Below are 17693 nucleotides of genomic sequence, written 5' to 3' on the forward strand. Positions count from 1 at the left end.
AGAGGTACCGCTAGACCAGGCCCAGCTCGCGCGCTCGCGTGACCGCCTGCATGCGGTTCCTCACGCCGAGCTTTCCATTGATGCGGCGAAGGTGGCTCTCCACAGTGTTCTCGCTGATGAACAGGTCGCGGCTCAGTTGCTTGTTCGACAGCCCATCGGCCAGCAGGCGCAGTACTTGGCGCTCGCGATCGCTCAGCAGTGCTTCGCCGGCGCTCGGTTCCGAAGCGGCAAGCACAGGGGTCAGCATCGGCTGCATGGCGTCGCAGACGGCGGCCAGGTGGGGTAGGTGAATGCCGTCACGCGTTCCTATCGCATCGAGCAGGGGCTGAAGGTGCCAGGGCTCATCGGCCACCACGCGAATCAGCCCCTTGGTGCTGGCAACGCGCAGCGCTTGCTCGAGCACCTCCAGCGCTTGCGAGCGCTTCAGCGCGGCCTCGCAGGCTTGCGCCAATAGGCAGCGCAGGCGCACGGCACGGCGGGTGTGATGCGCGGCCTCGGCCTTCGCCACCGCCTCCTGCACGCGAGGAATCATCGACGGTGCCGCGCCCGAGCGCATCGAGAGCCGCACGGACGCGATGAAGCCATCGTCGAGATCGTCGGCATGGAGGAACTGGCCGGCGTCGGCCTTCCAGCTGACGCTTTGTTCCATCAACGCCATCAGATGGCGCGCACTCGCGAGGTCGCCGCCCAAGAGTGCGAGTCTCAGCCTCTCGTGCCGGGCTGCAGCGGCGATGCGGGGGATGGCCCAGGCGTCGCCAAGGTCCAGCAGTTCCGAGAGTGTCTGCTGGGCGGATCGAAGGCGTCCTCGCAAGGCGTGCGTGCGCGCGGCCACTCGATAGGCGACGATCACGTGATCGGCTGTGCAGGCGTCGCGAATGGTGGGCAGGTAGTCTTCGAGCAGAAGCTCCACGGCTTGCAGGTCGTTCTGCTCGTAGAGAGCTTCGGCCAGATGAGCGGCGGCAACGCCCGATGCATCGGTGAAGCGATACCCCGCGTCGATGATCCTGCGCAATGTGGCCTCGAAACGCAGGCGCGCTTCGGCGACATTGCCTTGGTGCAACTCTATGGCGCCTTCGAAGCAGAGCGTGTGGTTGATCCCGTGGATCTCGCCGCCATAGGCGCGCTTCGCAGTGGCGAGATGGTGCAGTGCCTGGGCGTAGTTTCCCCGGCTGATGCACTCGTAGGCGGCCACGTTCAGGACCAGGCCGCGGACTCTCGGGGGGGCATCGTCCAAACCGCTCACGTGGGCACGGGCGAGTGCCGTCGCTTTGGGGACCTCGTCACCCCACGAGAAAGCAGCGAGTCTTGCGCCCACCACTTCCGAGGCGACTTGCGGGTCCAGGGGCGCCGCGCGTTCGACGAGGTCGATCAGCCGGATGGCGGCCGTATGGCGATGCCGGATGGCCATGGCGTAGGCGCCGGAAAGCGCCAGTTCAGGGTGCCTTTCCAACAGGTGTTCGGGCGTCGCGTCGACCCAGTTGCGCAAGATGTCGATCTGCCCGGTATTGATCATCTCCAAGGCGCAAAGCGACATCCACTCCGCGGCCACTTCGCTGGCCCCACCCGCGAGTGCATGATGGATCGCCTGTGTCAGCCGGCCTTCGTGGGCCAGCCAGGTTGCGGCTTTGACATGCATCCCCTTTGCGTCCTCGCCCGCCGGCACTCCCGGCCGGCTGCGAAGAAACGCCAGAAACAACGGGTGGTATTCAAACCAGCCGCCACCCTCGGATTCAACGGCAAAGAGAAGAATGTTTTCGCGCTCGATCTTCTGCAGCAAGGCCGTGCTGTCCTGGCGCTCCAGGACGGTGTCGCACATGGCGGCGCAGAAGCTTTCGAACAAGGCGGTCTGGAACAGGAAGTGCAGTTCGTGCGCCGGCAGCCTGGCGAGAACGTCTTCCGCAAGATAGCTCGCCATGGCCCGCGAGAAGTCCGGCGTCCGCAATGCGGCATCGGCGCCTGCTGGACCCATGAGCGAAGCAACCAGCTGCACGGCCACGGGCCAGCCATCGGTCTGGCTCTGGAGCAGGGTCAGGTTCGCCTCGTCGACGCGTGCCGCCAGGCGAGCCGCGAGGTAGTCGCGCAGGTCCTCCATCGAGAAGCGCAGAGACTTTCGATCGATCTCCAGCAACGCACCCTGCGCGCGGAGCCGACCCAAGGTCAGCGACGGCATTGAACGCGAGCCGATCACCACGCGTTGGTTCGGTCCCAGCGCATCGATGACGCGGGCGAACGTTTGCAGGATCTCCGGGCTCTCGAGGTGTTCGAGATCATCGACCAGCAGCACGAAGCCGCCTTGGAATGCGGCCAGTTCATCGAGCAGCCGATGGGCACGCCCGCCTGTTTCGCCGGGAGGCGGCATTGAAAACACCGGCGCCAGTGCCGATTGCAGATCGAAGATGAAACGTTCCGGATCGTTGTCGTCGTGATCGACCGTGAGCCAGGCCACTGGAGTGCCTTGGCTTTGCAGCGTGCGATGGCATTGCCCCATGGCGGTGGATTTGCCGTATCCCGCTGGTGCATTGACCAGCACCACCTTCGCAGGCGACTGTGCAATCAATGCAGCGACTGCGGTGCGTTCTATCTCATGAGGAACCGGACGGGGAGCGCACAGCTTCAGAGAAAGCGGCCTTGGAGCATGGGACAACATCACAGAAGCGGGCGGTGGCTTTCGGGGTGCGGCGATTGTCCCACTGGCAACTTCGATTCCGGCTTACGTAAATACCTATGGCGAAGGCGCAGGTCGCGCGATGGACGCCGGTGCTGCCGCGGGCCCGTTCACGGATTTCCGTGAATGGATGTGGCCAATGAATTCCCGGCTTTCCGGGATTGAGGCACGGGCGGCAAGTCCGGACACTCGCTGCAAGGCTGAGGCATTCAGCCCTTTCGTCAAGCAGCGCAGACATTCAATCAGGAGACACTCAAATGGCAAAGCACCCCGTCGTCGTCTATGGAGCCAGTGGCTACACCGGCATGCTCATCATGGACGCGCTCATCGACCAGAACATCCCTTTCACGGCCGTTGCGCGCAGTGCCGCCCGCACGCGGGAAATGATGGCGCAGCGTGTGGTGCGCCTGGAATCCGCCACCTACGAGATCATCGAATGCGACCACGACGTTGAATCGCTCACGAAAGCGTTCAAGGGCGCCAAAGTCGTCTGCAACACGGTGGGCCCGTTTATCGATTACGGGCTGGTCGGGGTCGAAGCCGCGCTCAAGGCCGGCTGCCACTATCTCGACAGCACCGGCGAGCAGGCCTACATCCTGCAGGTGCGCGAGCAGTTCGGCACGTTGTTCCGCCAAGCCGGCCTTCTCGTCGCGCCCTCGACCTCGTACATGTTCACCTTCGCGGAAATCGCCGCCGAGCTGGCGCTCGAAACGGAAGGTGTGGACGCGCTCGAGACTGCGACCTTGTGCCGTGGCCTGCGCGGCGTCGGCGCGGGCGTGACCGTCGGTTCGACCGCTTCGATCTTCGGCCAGTACCGCCAGCAGGAGCTTTACCTCTGGGAGAAAAAGCTTGTCCCGCATGCGGCCGGCACGAGCTTCAACATCGTGTCCCCCGACTTCATGCAGCCGATCTTCTGCCTGCCCTGGGGCGGCACCTCGTTGCCGGTTTTCCTGGAGCAGGACTCACGCGTGCGCTCGTGCATATCGTCAGTCGGCTTCTATGACAACGAGGTCATGAAGCTGGTGCATTCGGTCGGCCAGAAGTGGGAAGCCGAGTACAAGCACCTGAGCGCAGGCGAACAGGCTGCGGTCGTCAAGCATCTTGTCGACTCCACGACGCCCCAGATGCCGCCGCGCGAACGCACCACGGCCCAGCGCACGGTCGACTTCGCCATCGGCCGCGGCCATCTGGCGGCAGTGCGCGCCACGGTGCATGGGCTGACCCCGTACATCTCCACCGGCGTGCTGCAGGCAGCGGCCGCGGTCAAGCTGATCGACGGCGATACCGCCAAGGTCGGCTTCGCTTCGGCGGTCAAGGCACTCGGCCATCGCTACCTGCTGGGCTTCCTCGAGCAGCGCGGACTCGCACGAGCCACCGTCACGCAGCTCTGACACTTCAAGGAGGCCCCATGGCCATCATCGATTTCTTCGACCGCGGCTGGCGCATCAATCCGACAGGCATCGCCTACATCCAGGACGAGCGCAAGTTCAGCTTCGACGAGGTCGGCAGCCTGTCCTGCCGCATCGCCAACCAACTGCTTGCGGACGGCTTTCCCAAGGGCACGCGCGGTGCCGTCTGGGCGGGCAACGACGTGACCGCATGGATCTGCACCCTCGGCCTCTGGCGCGCGAACATGACGTGGATTCCGATCAACGTCCGCAACGCCGCGGAAGAGAACTTCTACATCCTGGAGAGCTTCGATTGCGAAGTGGTGTTCTTCCAGGAAGCTTTTGGCGCACAGATTGCCGCGCTGCGCGAGCGCCTGCCCAAGGTCCAGCGCTGGATCTGCCTGGACGGTTCCCTGCCGGGCGTCGAATCGCTCGCGAGCTGGATCGAATCGGCCCCGACCACCCGGCCGGAGGTGAGCGTCGACATGGATGACGTGGTCGCGGTGTCGCCCACCGGTGGCACCACCGGCATGCCCAAGGGCGTGATGAACACGCACCGCAGCCTGCAGGCTTTCATTGCGCACTTCATGACCGCCGCGAGCTATGGGGGCGACGAATACCCGGTGAACCTCGCCGCCGCGCCGATCACTCACACCGCCGGGATGCTGGCAGTTCCGTGCACGGCGCGCGGCGGCACCGTCGTCGTCCTGACCAAGCCGGACCCTGCCGTCCTGCTCGGATCGATCGCTCGCCACAGAGTCACGGAAGTCTTCCTGCCTCCGACGGTGATCTACAAGCTGCTGGACATCCCCGGCATCGAAAAGGTCGACTTCGCCTCGCTGCGCTACTTTCTCTACGGTGCGGCGCCCATGTCCGTCGAAAAGCTCAAGCGCGCGATCGAGGTCTTCGGGCCGGTGATGATGGGCGGCTACGGCCAGACCGAATGCCCGGCCTCGATCTCGTTCCTGACACCGGCGGAGCACTTCGTCCTGGGCCGCATCGCAGGGGATGAACGCCTGTCTTCCGTCGGGCGGCCGAATGCGCTGGTCCGTGTGGAGATCATGAACGACCGTGGCGAGCTGCTCGCACCGGGCGAGACCGGCGAGATCTGCGTGCGGGGCGACCTGGTCATGAAGGGCTACTACAAGGCCCCGGAAAAGACCGCCGAGACCATCGTCGACGGCTGGCTGCACACCGGCGACGTCGGGCACCTCGACGCGGCGGGCTACCTGCACATCACGGACCGCAAGAAGGACATGATCATCAGCGGCGGCTTCAACGTCTATCCGAGCGAAGTCGAGCAGGTGATCTGGGCGCATCCGGCCGTGCAGGACTGCGCCGTCATCGGCGTGCCCGATGAGAAATGGGGCGAGGCGGTGAAGGCCATCGTGGAGCTGAGCCCCGGCCACGAAGTCGCAGCCGAGGAGTTGATCGCGCTGTGCCGCGAAAAGCTCGGTGCCGTGAAGTCGCCGAAGACAATCGACTTCACGCCTGCACTCCCGCGCAGCGCCGCAGGCAAGGTCCTCAAGAAGGACCTGCGCGCGCCGTACTGGGCCGACGCCGCACGCGCGATCTGAGTGCTCGCATTGCGCGGTACATCCACAAGAACTGCGAGAACCACGATGACACTTGCACAAACCCGGGCGCTTTTCTATTCCGCCGCGCTCTTCAACTGGGGCGCCGTCCTGATCTTCGTGCTGTTCGCGCGCCCCCTGGGCCTGGAGCCGCCGCTGCAATCCCTGTTCGGCCAGATCACACTCGGTGCCATCTTCGTTTTCGGATGCGGCTACGGGCTGGTCGGCATGGCGCCGAGGGCCTACCGCGGCATCGTCGCGCTCGGGGTGCTCGGCAAGCTGGCGGTCGTGGCGATCGTGTGGGCGAACTGGGTTTCCGGCAGCACGACGCCGCAGATGGCCCTGCTGGTGAGCGGAGACGTCATCTACTCGCTGCTGTTCCTGCGCTTCCTTCAGCGCACCCCCGCCTGAGTTCCTCATGAGCGACATCTACATCGCCGGCATCGGCATGACCGTGTTCGGGCGCCACCCGGAGCGCTCTCTCGAGGACATGGCACGCGAAGCGCTGAACGGCGCTTTGCGCGATGCCGGCTGTGGCGTCGGCGATGTCGGTGCGGCCTTCTACGCGGGCATCACCAACGGGCCCTTGCAGGGGCAGCTCTCGATCCCGGGGCAGGTCGTGCTGGGCAAGAGCGGCGTCGCGGGCATTCCGATCTTCAACGTCGAGAACGCCTGCGCTTCCGGCAGCACGGCGCTGCACCTGGCCGTCCAGTACCTGAAGGCCGGCGCTTGCGACGTCGCACTGGCTCTGGGCGCGGAAAAGATGAACATCGCCGACAAGCCCCGGGCGCTTGCACTTTTCGAGGCGGGCTGGGACGTCTCGCGCACGCAAGAGAACTACGAGCAGTTGATGCGAATGGGCGAGGGCATCACGCTGCCGCCCGGATCCGAGTCCGACAAGCCGTACAGCCGCTTCATGGCGATCTATGCTGCCTTGTGCCGCCACCACATGAAGACCCACGGCACCACGCAGCGGCAGATCGCGGCCGTGTCGGCCAAGAATCATCTGCACTCGGTGCACAACCCGCTCTCGCAGATTCGCAAGCCCTTTTCGATCGACGAAGTCCTGGCCGCGCCGCCGATCACCTACCCGCTGACTTTGCCGATGTGTGCGCCGCTCTCGGACGGTGCCGCGGCGGTCGTGCTCTGCAGCGCCAGCGGACTGCGCCGCATCGGCGCATTGCCGTCGCGCAACGTCAAGCTCGCTGCGAGCGTGATGCGCAGCTTCACGGTGCGTGGGCTCGATCAGCCGGAGCTCAACATCGGCCGGCTCGCCGCGCAGCAGGCCTACGAACAGGCCGGCCTCGGCCCGGCCGACATGCATGTGGCCGAAGTGCACGACGCGACGGCGATGGGCGAGATCATCCAGGCCGAAAACCTCGGCCTCGTCCCACTCGGACAAGGCGGACCCGCCGCGGAGCGAGGCGACTTCACCATCGGCGGACGCATTCCGATCAACCCGTCCGGCGGGCTCGAATCCAAGGGCCACCCGTTGGGCGCGACCGGACTGGGCCAGATCCACGAACTGGTCACGCAGCTGCGCGGTGAAGCCGGCGCGCGGCAGGTCCAGGGCGCACGCCGTGCCATTCAGGAAAACGGGGGCGGCCTCCATGGCGTCGAAGAGGCTGCCCTGGCCATTCACATTCTTACCAAGAACTAAGGAGACATCGTGCAAACGTATTTCAAAGACAAGGTCGCGGTCGTCACCGGCGCCGGTTCCGGCATCGGTCGGGCACTGGCCCTTCAAATGGCGGCGGGCGGCGCCCGGCTCGCTCTTTCCGATGTCGATCCGACAGGACTCGCCCAGACCATCCGCCTGCTTCCCGCCGGCACCGAAGTGCGCGGCTATGCGCTCGATGTTTCGTCGCGAGAGGCCGTGTTTGCGCACGCGGAGGACGTGAGGCGCGATTTCGGCACAGCGCACTTCGTCTTCAACAACGCAGGCGTCACCGTGATCGGCACGGTGGAGCATCTGGAGATCGACGAGATTGAGTGGCAGCTCGGCATCAACCTCTGGGGCGTGATCTACGGCACCAAGGCCTTTCTGCCGATGATGCTGTCGCAGCGCGAAGGCTGCATCGTGAACCTGTCGAGCGTCTTCGGGCTGGTCGGCTTTCCGGCCCAGAGTGCCTACAACATCTCCAAGTTCGGCGTTCGAGGGCTCACCGAGTGCCTCTGGCGCGAACTCGAAGGGACGGGCGTGCGAGCACTCTCAGTGCATCCGGGCGGCATCAAGACGAACTTCGAGCGAGCGGGCCGGCGCTGCAGAAATTCCGGACAGGAAGAAGCGCGCTTCTCGGCCCTGGGCGAGAGGCTCTTGACCACCCCGCCAGAAGACTGTGCCGCCGCCATCCTGAAAGGCGTTCGCCAAGGCAAGAAGCGCGTGGTAACGGGCAATCAGTCGACAACGCTGTTCTGGCTGTCGCGCCTGATGCCCAACAGCTATCACAGCCTCGTGAAGCTGATCGCCTGAGCCCAACACTTCGGCGTCATCGCCGCCATCGTCGTCATTGCGTCATCCATCAGAACTAAAAACCAAGAGACAAGCTCATGCCTCACCACTTCGCGCGCACGCCTTTTGCCGCGCACCGCCTCAGCGCATTGACTTGCGCAACGCTCGTGCTCTGCACGCTCGCATCCACGTCACACGCCATCGAGATCGACACCGGCAACCCGGACGTCGTCCTGCGCTGGGACAACACCATTCGCTACAACCTCGGCCAGCGCACGCAAGGGCAGGACAGGGCGATTCTCGGCAACCCGAACTTCGACGATGGCGACCGCAACTTCAACAATCACTCGCTGATTGCCAACCGCCTGGACCTCTTGAGCGAACTCGACCTGGTGGTCGACAAGAACTACGGCTTTCGCGTCAGCGGCGCGGCCTGGTACGACGCGGCATACAGCAACCTGGACAACCGCAGCAACGCCACCGCCAATACGCTGGTCTACGGTCTGCCCACGGCCGGTGCGCTCTCGGACTACACCTCGCGCTATGCGAAGGGCCCCTCGGGCGAACTGCTCGATGCTTTCGTCTTCGGCAGCAAGACCTTCGGCGAGACCGATGTCAGCCTGCGCCTTGGCAAGCACACCGTGTACTGGGGCGAGAGCCTGCTGGGTGCAGGCGCGATCCACGGCATCAGCTACGGCCAGTACTCGCTGGACCTGTGGAAGGCGCTGGCCACCCCCGGCATCGAGGCCAAGGAGATCTATCGTCCGCGCAACTCGATGACCTTGCAGGCGCAGCCGTCGCCCGAGCTGTCCTTCTCGGCGCAGACCTTCTTTGATTGGGAGAGCGTGCGCTATCCGGAGTCGGGCAGCTACCTGACGGTGAACGACGCGCTGCTGCACGGCGGTGAGTCGCTCATCGCGGGACCGGGCCAGCGGCTGCTGCAAAGCACGGGCGGCGACCCCAAGAAGACCGGCGACTTCGGCCTCTCGGCACGCTGGAGCCCGGAGTGGCTCGACGGCACCGCGGGGCTCTATGGCCGCCGCACCGCTGACATCCAGCCGCAGCTCGCGCTGCTGCCCGCGGTGGCCGCAGGCGTACCCGCCGCCGCCTGCGCGAGAGCGGGCCTGCGCGCCATCGGCCCGACGACCTGCTACATCAACCCCGGCGCGGCCACGCTGCCGCAGATCCAGGCGGGCTATGTCGGCCAGTACCAGGCCTACTACGGCCGCGACATCGACATGTACGGCGTGAGCCTGTCAAAGAACGTAGCCGGAATCAGCGTGGGCGCCGAGCTCAGCTATCGGCACGACATGCCGCTGCAGAGCGTGCCGGTGCAGGTGCTGCCCGCCGCACTGGTCAACCCGGCGACGGGCGCGATCTCCCTGGCGCAGCTCAACCAGCTCGGCGGCGACACGCCCGGCGCGCGCGGCAACACTGCGCATGGTGTGCTGAACTTCCTCGGAACGCTCTCCAAGACACCCGTGTTCGACTCCGCCACCTGGAATGCCGAACTGGTGTGGAACCGCTGGCTGAGCGTCTCGCAGAACCCTGGCGCCTTCAAGGGCAGCGCGGCCTACATCGCCAACCCTGCCAACGTCGATGCCGTCAGCAAGGACTATTTCGGCCTGGGCCTGAACTTCACGCCCACCTGGTACCAGGTCTTTCCGGGCGTGGACCTTTCGATGCCGTTGAGCTGGTCGGGAGGCCTCTCGGGCAACTCGGCCGTGCTTTCCGGGGGCAACAAGAACGCCGGATCGTTCGGCATCGGCATCGCGGCGGACGTCTATGCCAAATACAACTTCTCGCTGCGCTACGTGGGCTTCTATGGCGACTACAGCACCACGCCCACCGGTGCGATGAACGTGGCCAACGGCACCAACGCGGTGTTGTCCGACCGGGGCCACGTGCTGTTCACCTTCAAGGCTACTTTCTAGGCCACTTTCCAGGCCATCCCACCCCCATCAGGAGACAACCCATGAAGACCCGTTCCATCGTGGCAGGCGCAGTGTTCGCGCTGGCCGCACATTCGGCGCTGGCCGCCGTCAGCGCCGAAGAAGCGAAGAAGCTCGGCACCACCCTCACGCCCACGGGTGCCGAACGTGCAGGCAATGCCGACAAGAGCATCCCCGAGTACACCGGCGGCCTGACCACGCCGCCGGCCGGCTACGAGAAGGGCTCGGGCATGCGTCCCGACCCCTTCGCGGCCGAGAAGCCCCTCTATGCGATCACTGCGCAGAACATGGCGCAGTACGAAGGCAAGCTCACAGCGGGCACGAAGGAACTGCTGAAGAAATACCCGACCATGCGCGTGGACGTCTATCCGTCGCACCGTTCGGTCGCCTTCCCGAAGTACGTCCTGGACAACACCGTCAAGAACGCCACATCGGTGAAGACCACCGATGACGGCCTGGGCCTGGAAGGCACCTACGCGGGCATTCCCTTTCCCGTCCCCAAGACGGGCAACGAGGTCATGTGGAACCACCTGCTGCGCTACACGGGCCAAAGCTACTTCACGCAGTACGACTCGATCAACGTCGATTCGGCCGGCAAGGCGGTCCTCGCCACCACCGGCCAGATCTACATGGACTACCCGTACTACGACCCCAAGCGCACGGGCGCCTCGGCCGACAACGATGTCTACTTCCGCACCAAGATCGCCTACACCGCACCGGCGCGCCGTGCCGGAGAGGCGCTGCTCGCGCAGGACTACATCAACCCGATGAAGAACGGCCGCCGCGCCTGGCAGTACCTGCCGGGCCAGCGCCGCGTGAAGCTGGCACCGGACATCGCCTACGACACACCCAATCCGGGTTCGGCGGGCGCATCGACCTACGACGACGCCTGGGTCTTCAACGGCGCGATGGACCGCTACGACTTCAAGCTGGTGGGCAAGCAGGAAATGCTGGTGCCCTACAACACCTTCAAGCTGGTGTACGCCAAGGACCCGTATGCGGTGACGACGCCCAACCACCTGAACCCGGACTACGTGCGCTGGGAGGCGCATCGCGTGTGGGTGGTGGAGGCGACGCTCAAGCCTGGCAAGCGCCACATCTATGCCAAGCGCACCTTCTACGTGGACGAGGACAGCTGGGTCGCGGTGGCTTCGGACATGTACGACGCGCGCGATCAGCTCTATCGCGCGAGCTTCGTCTATACGAACCCGTCCTACGAACTGCCGGCACCCGCGGCCATGGGCCAGTCGTTTCACGACTTCACCAGCGGCGGCTACAACATGACCGGGCTGCTGGGCGCCTACAACGTGGGCGTGAAGTACATCGACCCGCTGTCCGCCAACGCCTGGTCCGCCGACGCGCTGGCGGGCTCGGGCGTGCGCTGAGCAGGAGCGACCTGTGCACCGCAGAACCATGCTGCTGGCCGTGCTCGGCACGCTGGGCGCCTCCGCCTTGCGCGCCGGCGAGGTCCTGGAGCAACCCGCGCGCATGAGTGCGCTGGCCAGCCAGCGGCTGATCACCGGCATCGCACGCACCGGCGAGCGGCTGGTCGCGGTCGGCCAGCGCGGGCATGTGGTGCTGTCGCGCGATGGCGGCCGTAGCTGGACGCAGGCGCTGGTGCCGGTGCGCTCGGACCTCACGGCCGTGAGCTTCGTCGATGACACGACCGGGTACATCACCGGCCACGACGGCGTCGTGCTCGGCACGCGCGATGGCGGCAACAGCTGGACGCGCCTGCTCGATGGCCGCCAGGTCAACGCGCTGGTGCTCGAACATATGAAGCGTCGCGTCGCCACGTCCGACGCAAGCGAAGCTGATCGCAAGCTGCTCGACGAAGCGCAGCGCAACGCGGACGCCGGGCCCGACAAGCCCTTCCTCGACCTGTGCTTCGTCAACGCGAACGAGGGCTTCGTGGTGGGTGCCTACGGGCTCGTGATGCGCACCGCCGACGGTGGCAAGACCTGGGAGCCGTGGTTCGATCGCGTGGACAACCCCGGTCTTCTCAATCTCTACGCGATCCGCGCCGCAGGCGGAGCGGTCTACATCGCGGGGGAGGGCGGCCTGCTGCTCAAGCTGGACGCGGGCGCCCAGCGCTTCACGGCGCTGCCCTCGCCGTACAAGGGCAGCTTGTTCGGCCTGGTGGTCACCAAGACCGCCATCCTGACCTTCGGCATGCGCGGCCATGCGTTCATCAGCACCGACGGCGGGGCGGCCTGGTCGTCCGTGGATACGCAGCTGGCCGCGAGCATCGTCGGTGCCGCGGTCGCCGCCAACGGCACCTTGGCCCTGGCGGACCAGGGCGGCGGCATCGCCTTCAGCATTGACGGCGGCCTGAGCTTCACGCGCTCGCCCATCGGCTCGCAGGCGCCGCTCGCGGCCATTGCCTTCGCAAGCACTTCGTCGCTCGTGCTGGGCGGCCCGCGAGGCCTGCGCACGCTGGACCTCATCACCAAGGACAAGTAATGGCCACCTCTTCCGGACTGGGCCAGATGCCGGTCGTGCGCGACCTCGCCCAGTTTCCTCGCAACTCGGGCAACTGGCTCGAGCGCGCGGTCTTCAATCATCGCCTGGTGGTCACTCTGGCTTGCGTGGTCGCCACGCTGGTGCTGGGCTTCTTCGCGACGCGCGTGTCGCTCAACGCCAGCTTCGACAAGATGATCCCCGTGGGTCATCCCTACATCCAGAATTACCTGCAAAACCGCAGCGAGTTGCGCGGCATGGGCAACACCTTGCGGGTGGTCGTCGAGAACGAGAACGGCGACATCTTCGATGCACGTTACCTGGATGCCCTCAAGCACATCAACGACGACCTGTTCCTGACGCAGGGTGTCGATCGCGCCTGGGTCAAGTCGCTGTGGACGCCGGCCACGCGCTGGACCGAAGTCACCGAAGAGGGCTTCCAGGGCGGCCCCGTGATGCCCGACACCTTTGACGGCAAGAGCGCCAGCGTGGACAAGCTGCGCCTGAATGTCGCGCGCGCGGGGCTCGTCGGCAGCCTCGTGGCCAACGACTTCAAGTCCAGCGCCATCGTCGCCCCGCTGCTGGACAACGACAAGGACGGTCGCCTGGACTATTGGCGCCTCTCGCGCGAGATCGAGACCCAGATCCGCGACAAGTACGAGCATGGCGTCGCGCCCGACGGCAAGCCCTGGGGCGTCAAGGTGCACGTGATCGGCTTCGCCAAGATCATCGGCGATCTGCTCGATGGCCTCTTGCAGGTGATGATGTACTTCGGCGTCGCCACGCTGATTGCGGCCCTGCTGCTGTACGGCTACACGCGCTGCGTGCGCAGCACGGCGATGGTGCTCGCGTGCTCGCTGGTCGCGGTGCTCTGGCAAGTGGGCCTGGTCAGGCTGTTCGGGCTCGAACTCGACCCCTATTCGATGCTCGTTCCGTTCCTCGTCTTCGCCATCGGCGTGAGCCACGGCGCGCAGAAGATGAACGGCATCATGCAGGACATCGGCCGCGGCACGCACCGGCTGGTGGCTGCGCGCTACACCTTCCGGCGCCTGTTCCTGGCGGGTGTCACGGCGCTCATGGCCGATGCGGTCGGCTTCGCGGTGCTGGCGCTGATCCCGATTCCGGTGATCCGCGAACTCGCGATGACGGCCAGCATCGGGGTGGCGGTGCTGATCTTCACCAACCTCTTGTTGCTTCCGGTGCTGTTGTCATACGTGGGCGTGAGTCCCAGGGCCGCCGCACGCAGCCTTCGCGTGGAGCAGGAACAGGCTGCAGGGCGAGGCACGCGGCTGTGGGCCCTGCTGGACAACTTCGCCAGCAGGCGCAGTTGGGCTCTGAGCGCAGTCCTGGTGTCGGCGGCGCTCGCTGTCTTCGGCTTTGCAGTCAGCCTGAACTTGCAGGTGGGCGACCTCGATCCCGGCGCGCCGGAGCTGCGGCCCGACTCGCGCTACAACCGCGACAACGCCTTCGTCACGAAGAACTACTCACTCTCCAGCGACCTGTTCGCGGTGATCGTGAAGACGCCCAAGGAAGGGTGCCTGAAGTACGACACGCTCGCGCACGTGGACGCGCTCGCCTGGGAACTGCAGCAGCTTCCGCAGGTGCGCGCCACGGTGGGCCTGCAGGATGTGGTGCGGCAGATCACGGCCGGCTCCTTCGAGGGCAACCCGAAGTGGCTCACCATCAGCCGCAACCAGGATGTCCTGAACTACGGCGGGCAACAGGCGACGGTGAACAATCCGGAACTCTTCAACACCGAGTGCTCGGTGATGCCGCTGGTGGTCTATCTCTCGGATCACAAGGCCAAGACGCTGCAGAGCGTGCTGGCGGTCGTCGAAGACTTCGTCAAGGCGCATCCGACCGACCCTGCGTTGGTGCAGATCCTGCCGGCTGCGGGCTCGGCCGGCATCGAGGCGGCGACCAACATCGTGGTGCGCGAGGCCAATCGCACGATGCTGCTCTACGTGTATGCGGCGGTGATCGCGCTGTGCTTCCTGACCTTCCGCTCGTGGCGCGCGGTGCTGGTGGCGGTGATTCCGCTGGTGGTCACTTCCATCCTGTGCGAGGCGCTGATGGTGTGGCTGGGCATTGGCGTGAAGGTGGCGACCTTGCCGGTGATTGCGCTGGGCGTGGGCATCGGCGTGGACTATGCGCTGTACCTGCTCTCCGTGCAGTTGGCAGGCCAGAGGCGCGGGCTCAGCCTGGCCCAGGCGTACTCGGAGGCGGTCACCTTCACGGGCAGGGTCGTTGCGCTCGTGGGTGTCACGCTCGCCGCGGGCGTCGTCACCTGGGCTTTCTCGCCCATCAAGTTCCAGGCCGACATGGGCATCCTGCTGACCTTCATGTTCGTCTGGAACATGGTCGGCGCGCTGGTGCTCATCCCGGCGCTGTCGCACTTCCTGCTCAATGACCGGTATTTTCAATTCCAGCGCAGGGCCCTCTGAATGGCTTCGAGCAACTGTTCCTGCGGATAGGGCTTTTGCAGGAAGTCGACTGCGCCATCCTTGATGGCCTGGGTGGCCGTTGATATGTCGACGCTGCCGCTGATGAAGATGATGGGCAGTTGAACGCCCATTTCCCGGAGTCGCTGCTGCAGCGCGAGACCATTCATGCGCGGCATGCGCAAGTCCAGCACCAGGCAGCCTCGCCAACTCGCCTCCAAGGCCGCCAGGAATTCGAACGCGGAGCTGAAGACGACCGCCGCCATTCCGACCGCAAGGACCAGCTCGCGAATTGAGTCGCGACAGGCTTCGTCGTCATCAATGATGAATACAGTGTGTCGGTCCACAATCTCGGTCTTTGAAGGCGCGCCGGAACTTTGGCTTCGGCCCTCAAGTTACCGAAGGAACGGGATTTGCGAAACTGCCCTTTGGTGCGGTCGCGACTCTTTGACAACACCGGCCGCTCTACCGCCGGAGCGCGCTCACTGGCCTGACTACAGGCGGTGCAAGGTGGCGAGCAGGAAGTCAAGCATCACTTGCACCCGCATGGCCTGCCGGCGGCGCGGCGCGTGCAGCAACTGGGCAACCTGCGCAGGGCCGCTCCAGCGAGGCAACAGGCGGACGAGTTCGCCCGAACGCAGCAACGGATTCACCATCCAGCTCGGCTGCAGCGAAATGCCGGCATCGCAGCGCACCGCTTCAAGCAGGGCAATCGCGCTGTTGACGCGGTAGCGCGCCGGCACCTGCACCGTCGCACTGCGCCCGTCCGCCGCGCTGAGTGCCAGGGCATCATCGCCGCCGCTTCCATAGCGCAGGTACGAGTGCTTGCCCAGGTCTTCGGGCCGCCGGGGCCTGCCGCGCTGCTTCAGGTAGCCGGGCGATGCGACAAGGTAGCGCGGCCAGACCGCCAGCGGCTGCGCAACCAGGTCCGGCGCGGGCGCGCCGCCGATCCGCACGGAGATGTCGATGCGCTCTTGCACGGGATCGACGAAGCGGTCTTCAAGCAGCAGCTCGACCTGCAACTGCGGATGCTGGCCGAGCGCCTCGAGCATCAGCCTGTTGAGATGCAGCTCTCCCAACGCGACCGGCGCCGAGACGCGCACCAGCCCACGCGGTGCGCGGGTTCGCTGGCCGAGCTCGGCCACGGTCTCTTCATAGTCGGCGAGGATCTGTCGGGCGCTTGCCACGAAGCGGAGCCCTTCGTCCGTGGGTGCGGCGCGGGCACTGCTGCGCTCCAGAAGGCGCACTCCCACGCTGGCTTCCAGGCCCGCGATCAGTTTGCTGACCGTGGGTTGGGTGCTACCGAGGTCGCGCGCGGCAGCCGACAGGCTGCCCAACTCGACTGCTCGAACGAAGACATCCATGGCCCTGAGCCTGTCCATACGCCATTCCAAAAAGTAAGAGGAGGTCTTCCATTCTGCCGTCTTCCATAGCCAATACGAATACCTCAAAGTCCGACCATCCAAACTGTCAAGGACATCCGATGAGGAAAATTTCAGCCACCGTGACAATGCTCGGCGGTCTGCTGGCGGCCACTGCAGCGTGGGGCGGCGCGTCGTCGCGGCACTGGACCACCAGTTGGATCGCGGCGCCCGAGCCGACCTGGAACGCGGACTTCGTGCTCCCGCTGGGCATCCCCGAAACGATGAAGGACGTCACGCTGCGCCAGTCGTTGCGACTGGCGGTGGGCGGCGAGCGCCTCCGGCTGGTGCTGAGCAATGTCTACGGAAAGGCGCCGCTGAAGATAGGTCGGGCGCAAGTGGCGCTCGAAGGCGCCGTCGACGGCTTGCGGGTCACATTCCAGGGCAGGCAAGGGGTCGAGATACCGGCGGGCTCGCACGTGCTGAGCGATCCGGTCACGCTGGCGGCCGGCGATGGCGCCCGGTTGACCATCGACTTGCACCTGCCCGGGACATCGCGGCCGGCGGGCTTTCATTGGGACGCCCGCGAGCGCACATGGCTGCTGTCCGGCGATGCCGTCGGGCGCGCCGGTGCGGCGGGCGGGGAGGCTCTGGATTCACGTGCGTTCCTGGCCGCAGTGGCGGTGCAGTCCGATCGAGCGCCGGTCGCCGTCGTGGCGTTGGGCGATTCGATCACCGACGGCAACGGCGCCACGCCCGGTGCGGATCACCGCTGGCCTGACGTGCTGGCCGAACGCCTCGCTCCGCATGGCGTAGCGATGCTCAATGCAGGCATCTCGGGCAATCGGCTGCTTCGCGACGGCATGGGCGAAAGCGCCCTGGCGCGCCTGCAGCGGGACGTGTTGCAGCAAACAGGCGTGCGTGCGGTGATCGTCATGCTGGGCACCAATGACATCGGCTGGCCCGGTGGCGCGTTCGCGCCGCACGAGCCGCCGGTCACGCTGAAGGCTCTTACGGACGGCTTCCAGCAACTGGTGGCGCAAGCGCATCGGCGGGGCGTGCGTGTGATCGGTGCCACGGTGTCACCGTTTGAAGATGCCCTGCAGGGCACTCCGCTCGAAGGCCACTACAGCGCCCAGAAGGACGCGACCCGCCAAGCGCTCAATCAGTGGATCCGCGAGAGCGGCGTATTCGACGCCGTGGTGGACTTCGACCAACTGCTGCGAGACCCGGCGCGGCCCAGACGCCTGCTGGCGCAATTCGATTCGGGAGACCATCTGCACCCGAGTGATGCGGGCTATCGAGCGATGGGGCAGGCGATCGACCTGCAGCAGTTGCTTGGCGGGGATCAGGTCCACGAGCGGCTTCCGGCGTTGACGGCGGCTGGGTTGGCGAGGTGA

Annotated in this window: 13 protein-coding genes; 10 read left to right on the top strand and 3 right to left on the bottom strand. The window is 65.7% G+C overall.

The genetic code is table 11. From position 1 onward, the window contains the following. Positions 1-10: 10 nt before the first annotated feature. Positions 11-2557, bottom strand: a complete 2547-nt coding sequence (locus AC1DEK_RS16250) for a winged helix-turn-helix domain-containing protein (protein ID WP_478126278.1) — start codon at positions 2555-2557, stop codon at positions 11-13. Between the two features lie 365 nt (positions 2558-2922). On the opposite strand from AC1DEK_RS16250, the gene AC1DEK_RS16255 reads away from it, so the two are divergent. The 9 genes from AC1DEK_RS16255 (at position 2923) to AC1DEK_RS16295 (ending at position 14935) form a co-directional block, all read left to right on the top strand. Then, a complete protein-coding gene (locus tag AC1DEK_RS16255; RefSeq protein WP_478126279.1) occupies positions 2923-4056 on the top strand; it encodes a saccharopine dehydrogenase family protein in 1134 nt (377 codons plus the stop codon). A 17-nt stretch (positions 4057-4073) separates the two neighbouring features. Continuing rightward, positions 4074-5630 (top strand): class I adenylate-forming enzyme family protein, encoded by a 1557-nt coding sequence (locus AC1DEK_RS16260; RefSeq protein WP_478126280.1) that lies wholly within the window; start codon positions 4074-4076, stop codon positions 5628-5630. Positions 5631-5675: 45 nt separating this feature from the next. Further along, the gene (locus AC1DEK_RS16265) at positions 5676-6038 is read left to right on the top strand and encodes a hypothetical protein (protein ID WP_478126281.1); all 363 of its coding nucleotides are present in this window, start codon (positions 5676-5678) and stop codon (positions 6036-6038) included. A 7-nt stretch (positions 6039-6045) separates the two neighbouring features. After that, on the top strand, positions 6046-7287 hold the full coding sequence (locus AC1DEK_RS16270; RefSeq protein WP_478126282.1) for a thiolase family protein: 1242 nt from the start codon (positions 6046-6048) through the stop codon (positions 7285-7287). A 9-nt stretch (positions 7288-7296) separates the two neighbouring features. Further along, positions 7297-8100, top strand: coding sequence for an SDR family NAD(P)-dependent oxidoreductase (locus tag AC1DEK_RS16275; RefSeq protein WP_478126283.1), 804 nt, complete (start codon positions 7297-7299; stop codon positions 8098-8100). A 77-nt stretch (positions 8101-8177) separates the two neighbouring features. Beyond that, positions 8178-10013: a DUF1302 domain-containing protein gene (locus tag AC1DEK_RS16280; RefSeq protein ID WP_478126284.1), complete on the top strand. Its 1836-nt coding sequence runs from the start codon at positions 8178-8180 to the stop codon at positions 10011-10013. Between the two features lie 41 nt (positions 10014-10054). Beyond that, positions 10055-11416, top strand: a complete 1362-nt coding sequence (locus AC1DEK_RS16285) for a DUF1329 domain-containing protein (protein ID WP_478126285.1) — start codon at positions 10055-10057, stop codon at positions 11414-11416. Positions 11417-11429: 13 nt separating this feature from the next. Continuing rightward, a complete protein-coding gene (locus AC1DEK_RS16290) occupies positions 11430-12494 on the top strand; it encodes a WD40/YVTN/BNR-like repeat-containing protein (protein WP_478126286.1) in 1065 nt (354 codons plus the stop codon). Further along, a complete protein-coding gene (locus AC1DEK_RS16295) occupies positions 12494-14935 on the top strand; it encodes an efflux RND transporter permease subunit (protein ID WP_478126287.1) in 2442 nt (813 codons plus the stop codon). The genes AC1DEK_RS16290 and AC1DEK_RS16295 overlap by 1 nt, the downstream gene beginning before the upstream one ends. Here the strand turns inward: AC1DEK_RS16295 and AC1DEK_RS16300 are convergent. Beyond that, positions 14911-15279, bottom strand: coding sequence for a response regulator transcription factor (locus tag AC1DEK_RS16300; RefSeq protein ID WP_478126288.1), 369 nt, complete (start codon positions 15277-15279; stop codon positions 14911-14913). The genes AC1DEK_RS16295 and AC1DEK_RS16300 overlap by 25 nt on opposite strands. A 147-nt stretch (positions 15280-15426) precedes the next feature. Further along, entirely contained in the window at positions 15427-16314 is an 888-nt protein-coding gene (locus AC1DEK_RS16305; protein WP_478126289.1) for a LysR family transcriptional regulator, read from the bottom strand. 101 nt (positions 16315-16415) lie between these two features. On the opposite strand from AC1DEK_RS16305, the gene AC1DEK_RS16310 reads away from it, so the two are divergent. Continuing rightward, the gene (locus tag AC1DEK_RS16310) at positions 16416-17693 is read left to right on the top strand and encodes an SGNH/GDSL hydrolase family protein (protein ID WP_478126290.1); all 1278 of its coding nucleotides are present in this window, start codon (positions 16416-16418) and stop codon (positions 17691-17693) included.

The organism is Variovorax sp. 10N420, from assembly GCF_056394705.1.

Excerpts from the sequence above, each read along its gene's own strand:
- AC1DEK_RS16265 (WP_478126281.1), top strand. The coding sequence starts at position 5,676 with ATGACACTTGCACAAACCCGGGCGCTTTTCTATTCCGCCGCGCTCTTC.
- AC1DEK_RS16280 (WP_478126284.1), top strand. The coding sequence starts at position 8,178 with ATGCCTCACCACTTCGCGCGCACGCCTTTTGCCGCGCACCGCCTCAGC.
- AC1DEK_RS16285 (WP_478126285.1), top strand. The coding sequence starts at position 10,055 with ATGAAGACCCGTTCCATCGTGGCAGGCGCAGTGTTCGCGCTGGCCGCA.
- AC1DEK_RS16305 (WP_478126289.1), bottom strand. The coding sequence starts at position 16,314 with ATGGACAGGCTCAGGGCCATGGATGTCTTCGTTCGAGCAGTCGAGTTG.
- AC1DEK_RS16255 (WP_478126279.1), top strand. The coding sequence starts at position 2,923 with ATGGCAAAGCACCCCGTCGTCGTCTATGGAGCCAGTGGCTACACCGGC.
- AC1DEK_RS16295 (WP_478126287.1), top strand. The coding sequence starts at position 12,494 with ATGGCCACCTCTTCCGGACTGGGCCAGATGCCGGTCGTGCGCGACCTC.
- AC1DEK_RS16260 (WP_478126280.1), top strand. The coding sequence starts at position 4,074 with ATGGCCATCATCGATTTCTTCGACCGCGGCTGGCGCATCAATCCGACA.
- AC1DEK_RS16310 (WP_478126290.1), top strand. The coding sequence starts at position 16,416 with ATGAGGAAAATTTCAGCCACCGTGACAATGCTCGGCGGTCTGCTGGCG.
- AC1DEK_RS16270 (WP_478126282.1), top strand. The coding sequence starts at position 6,046 with ATGAGCGACATCTACATCGCCGGCATCGGCATGACCGTGTTCGGGCGC.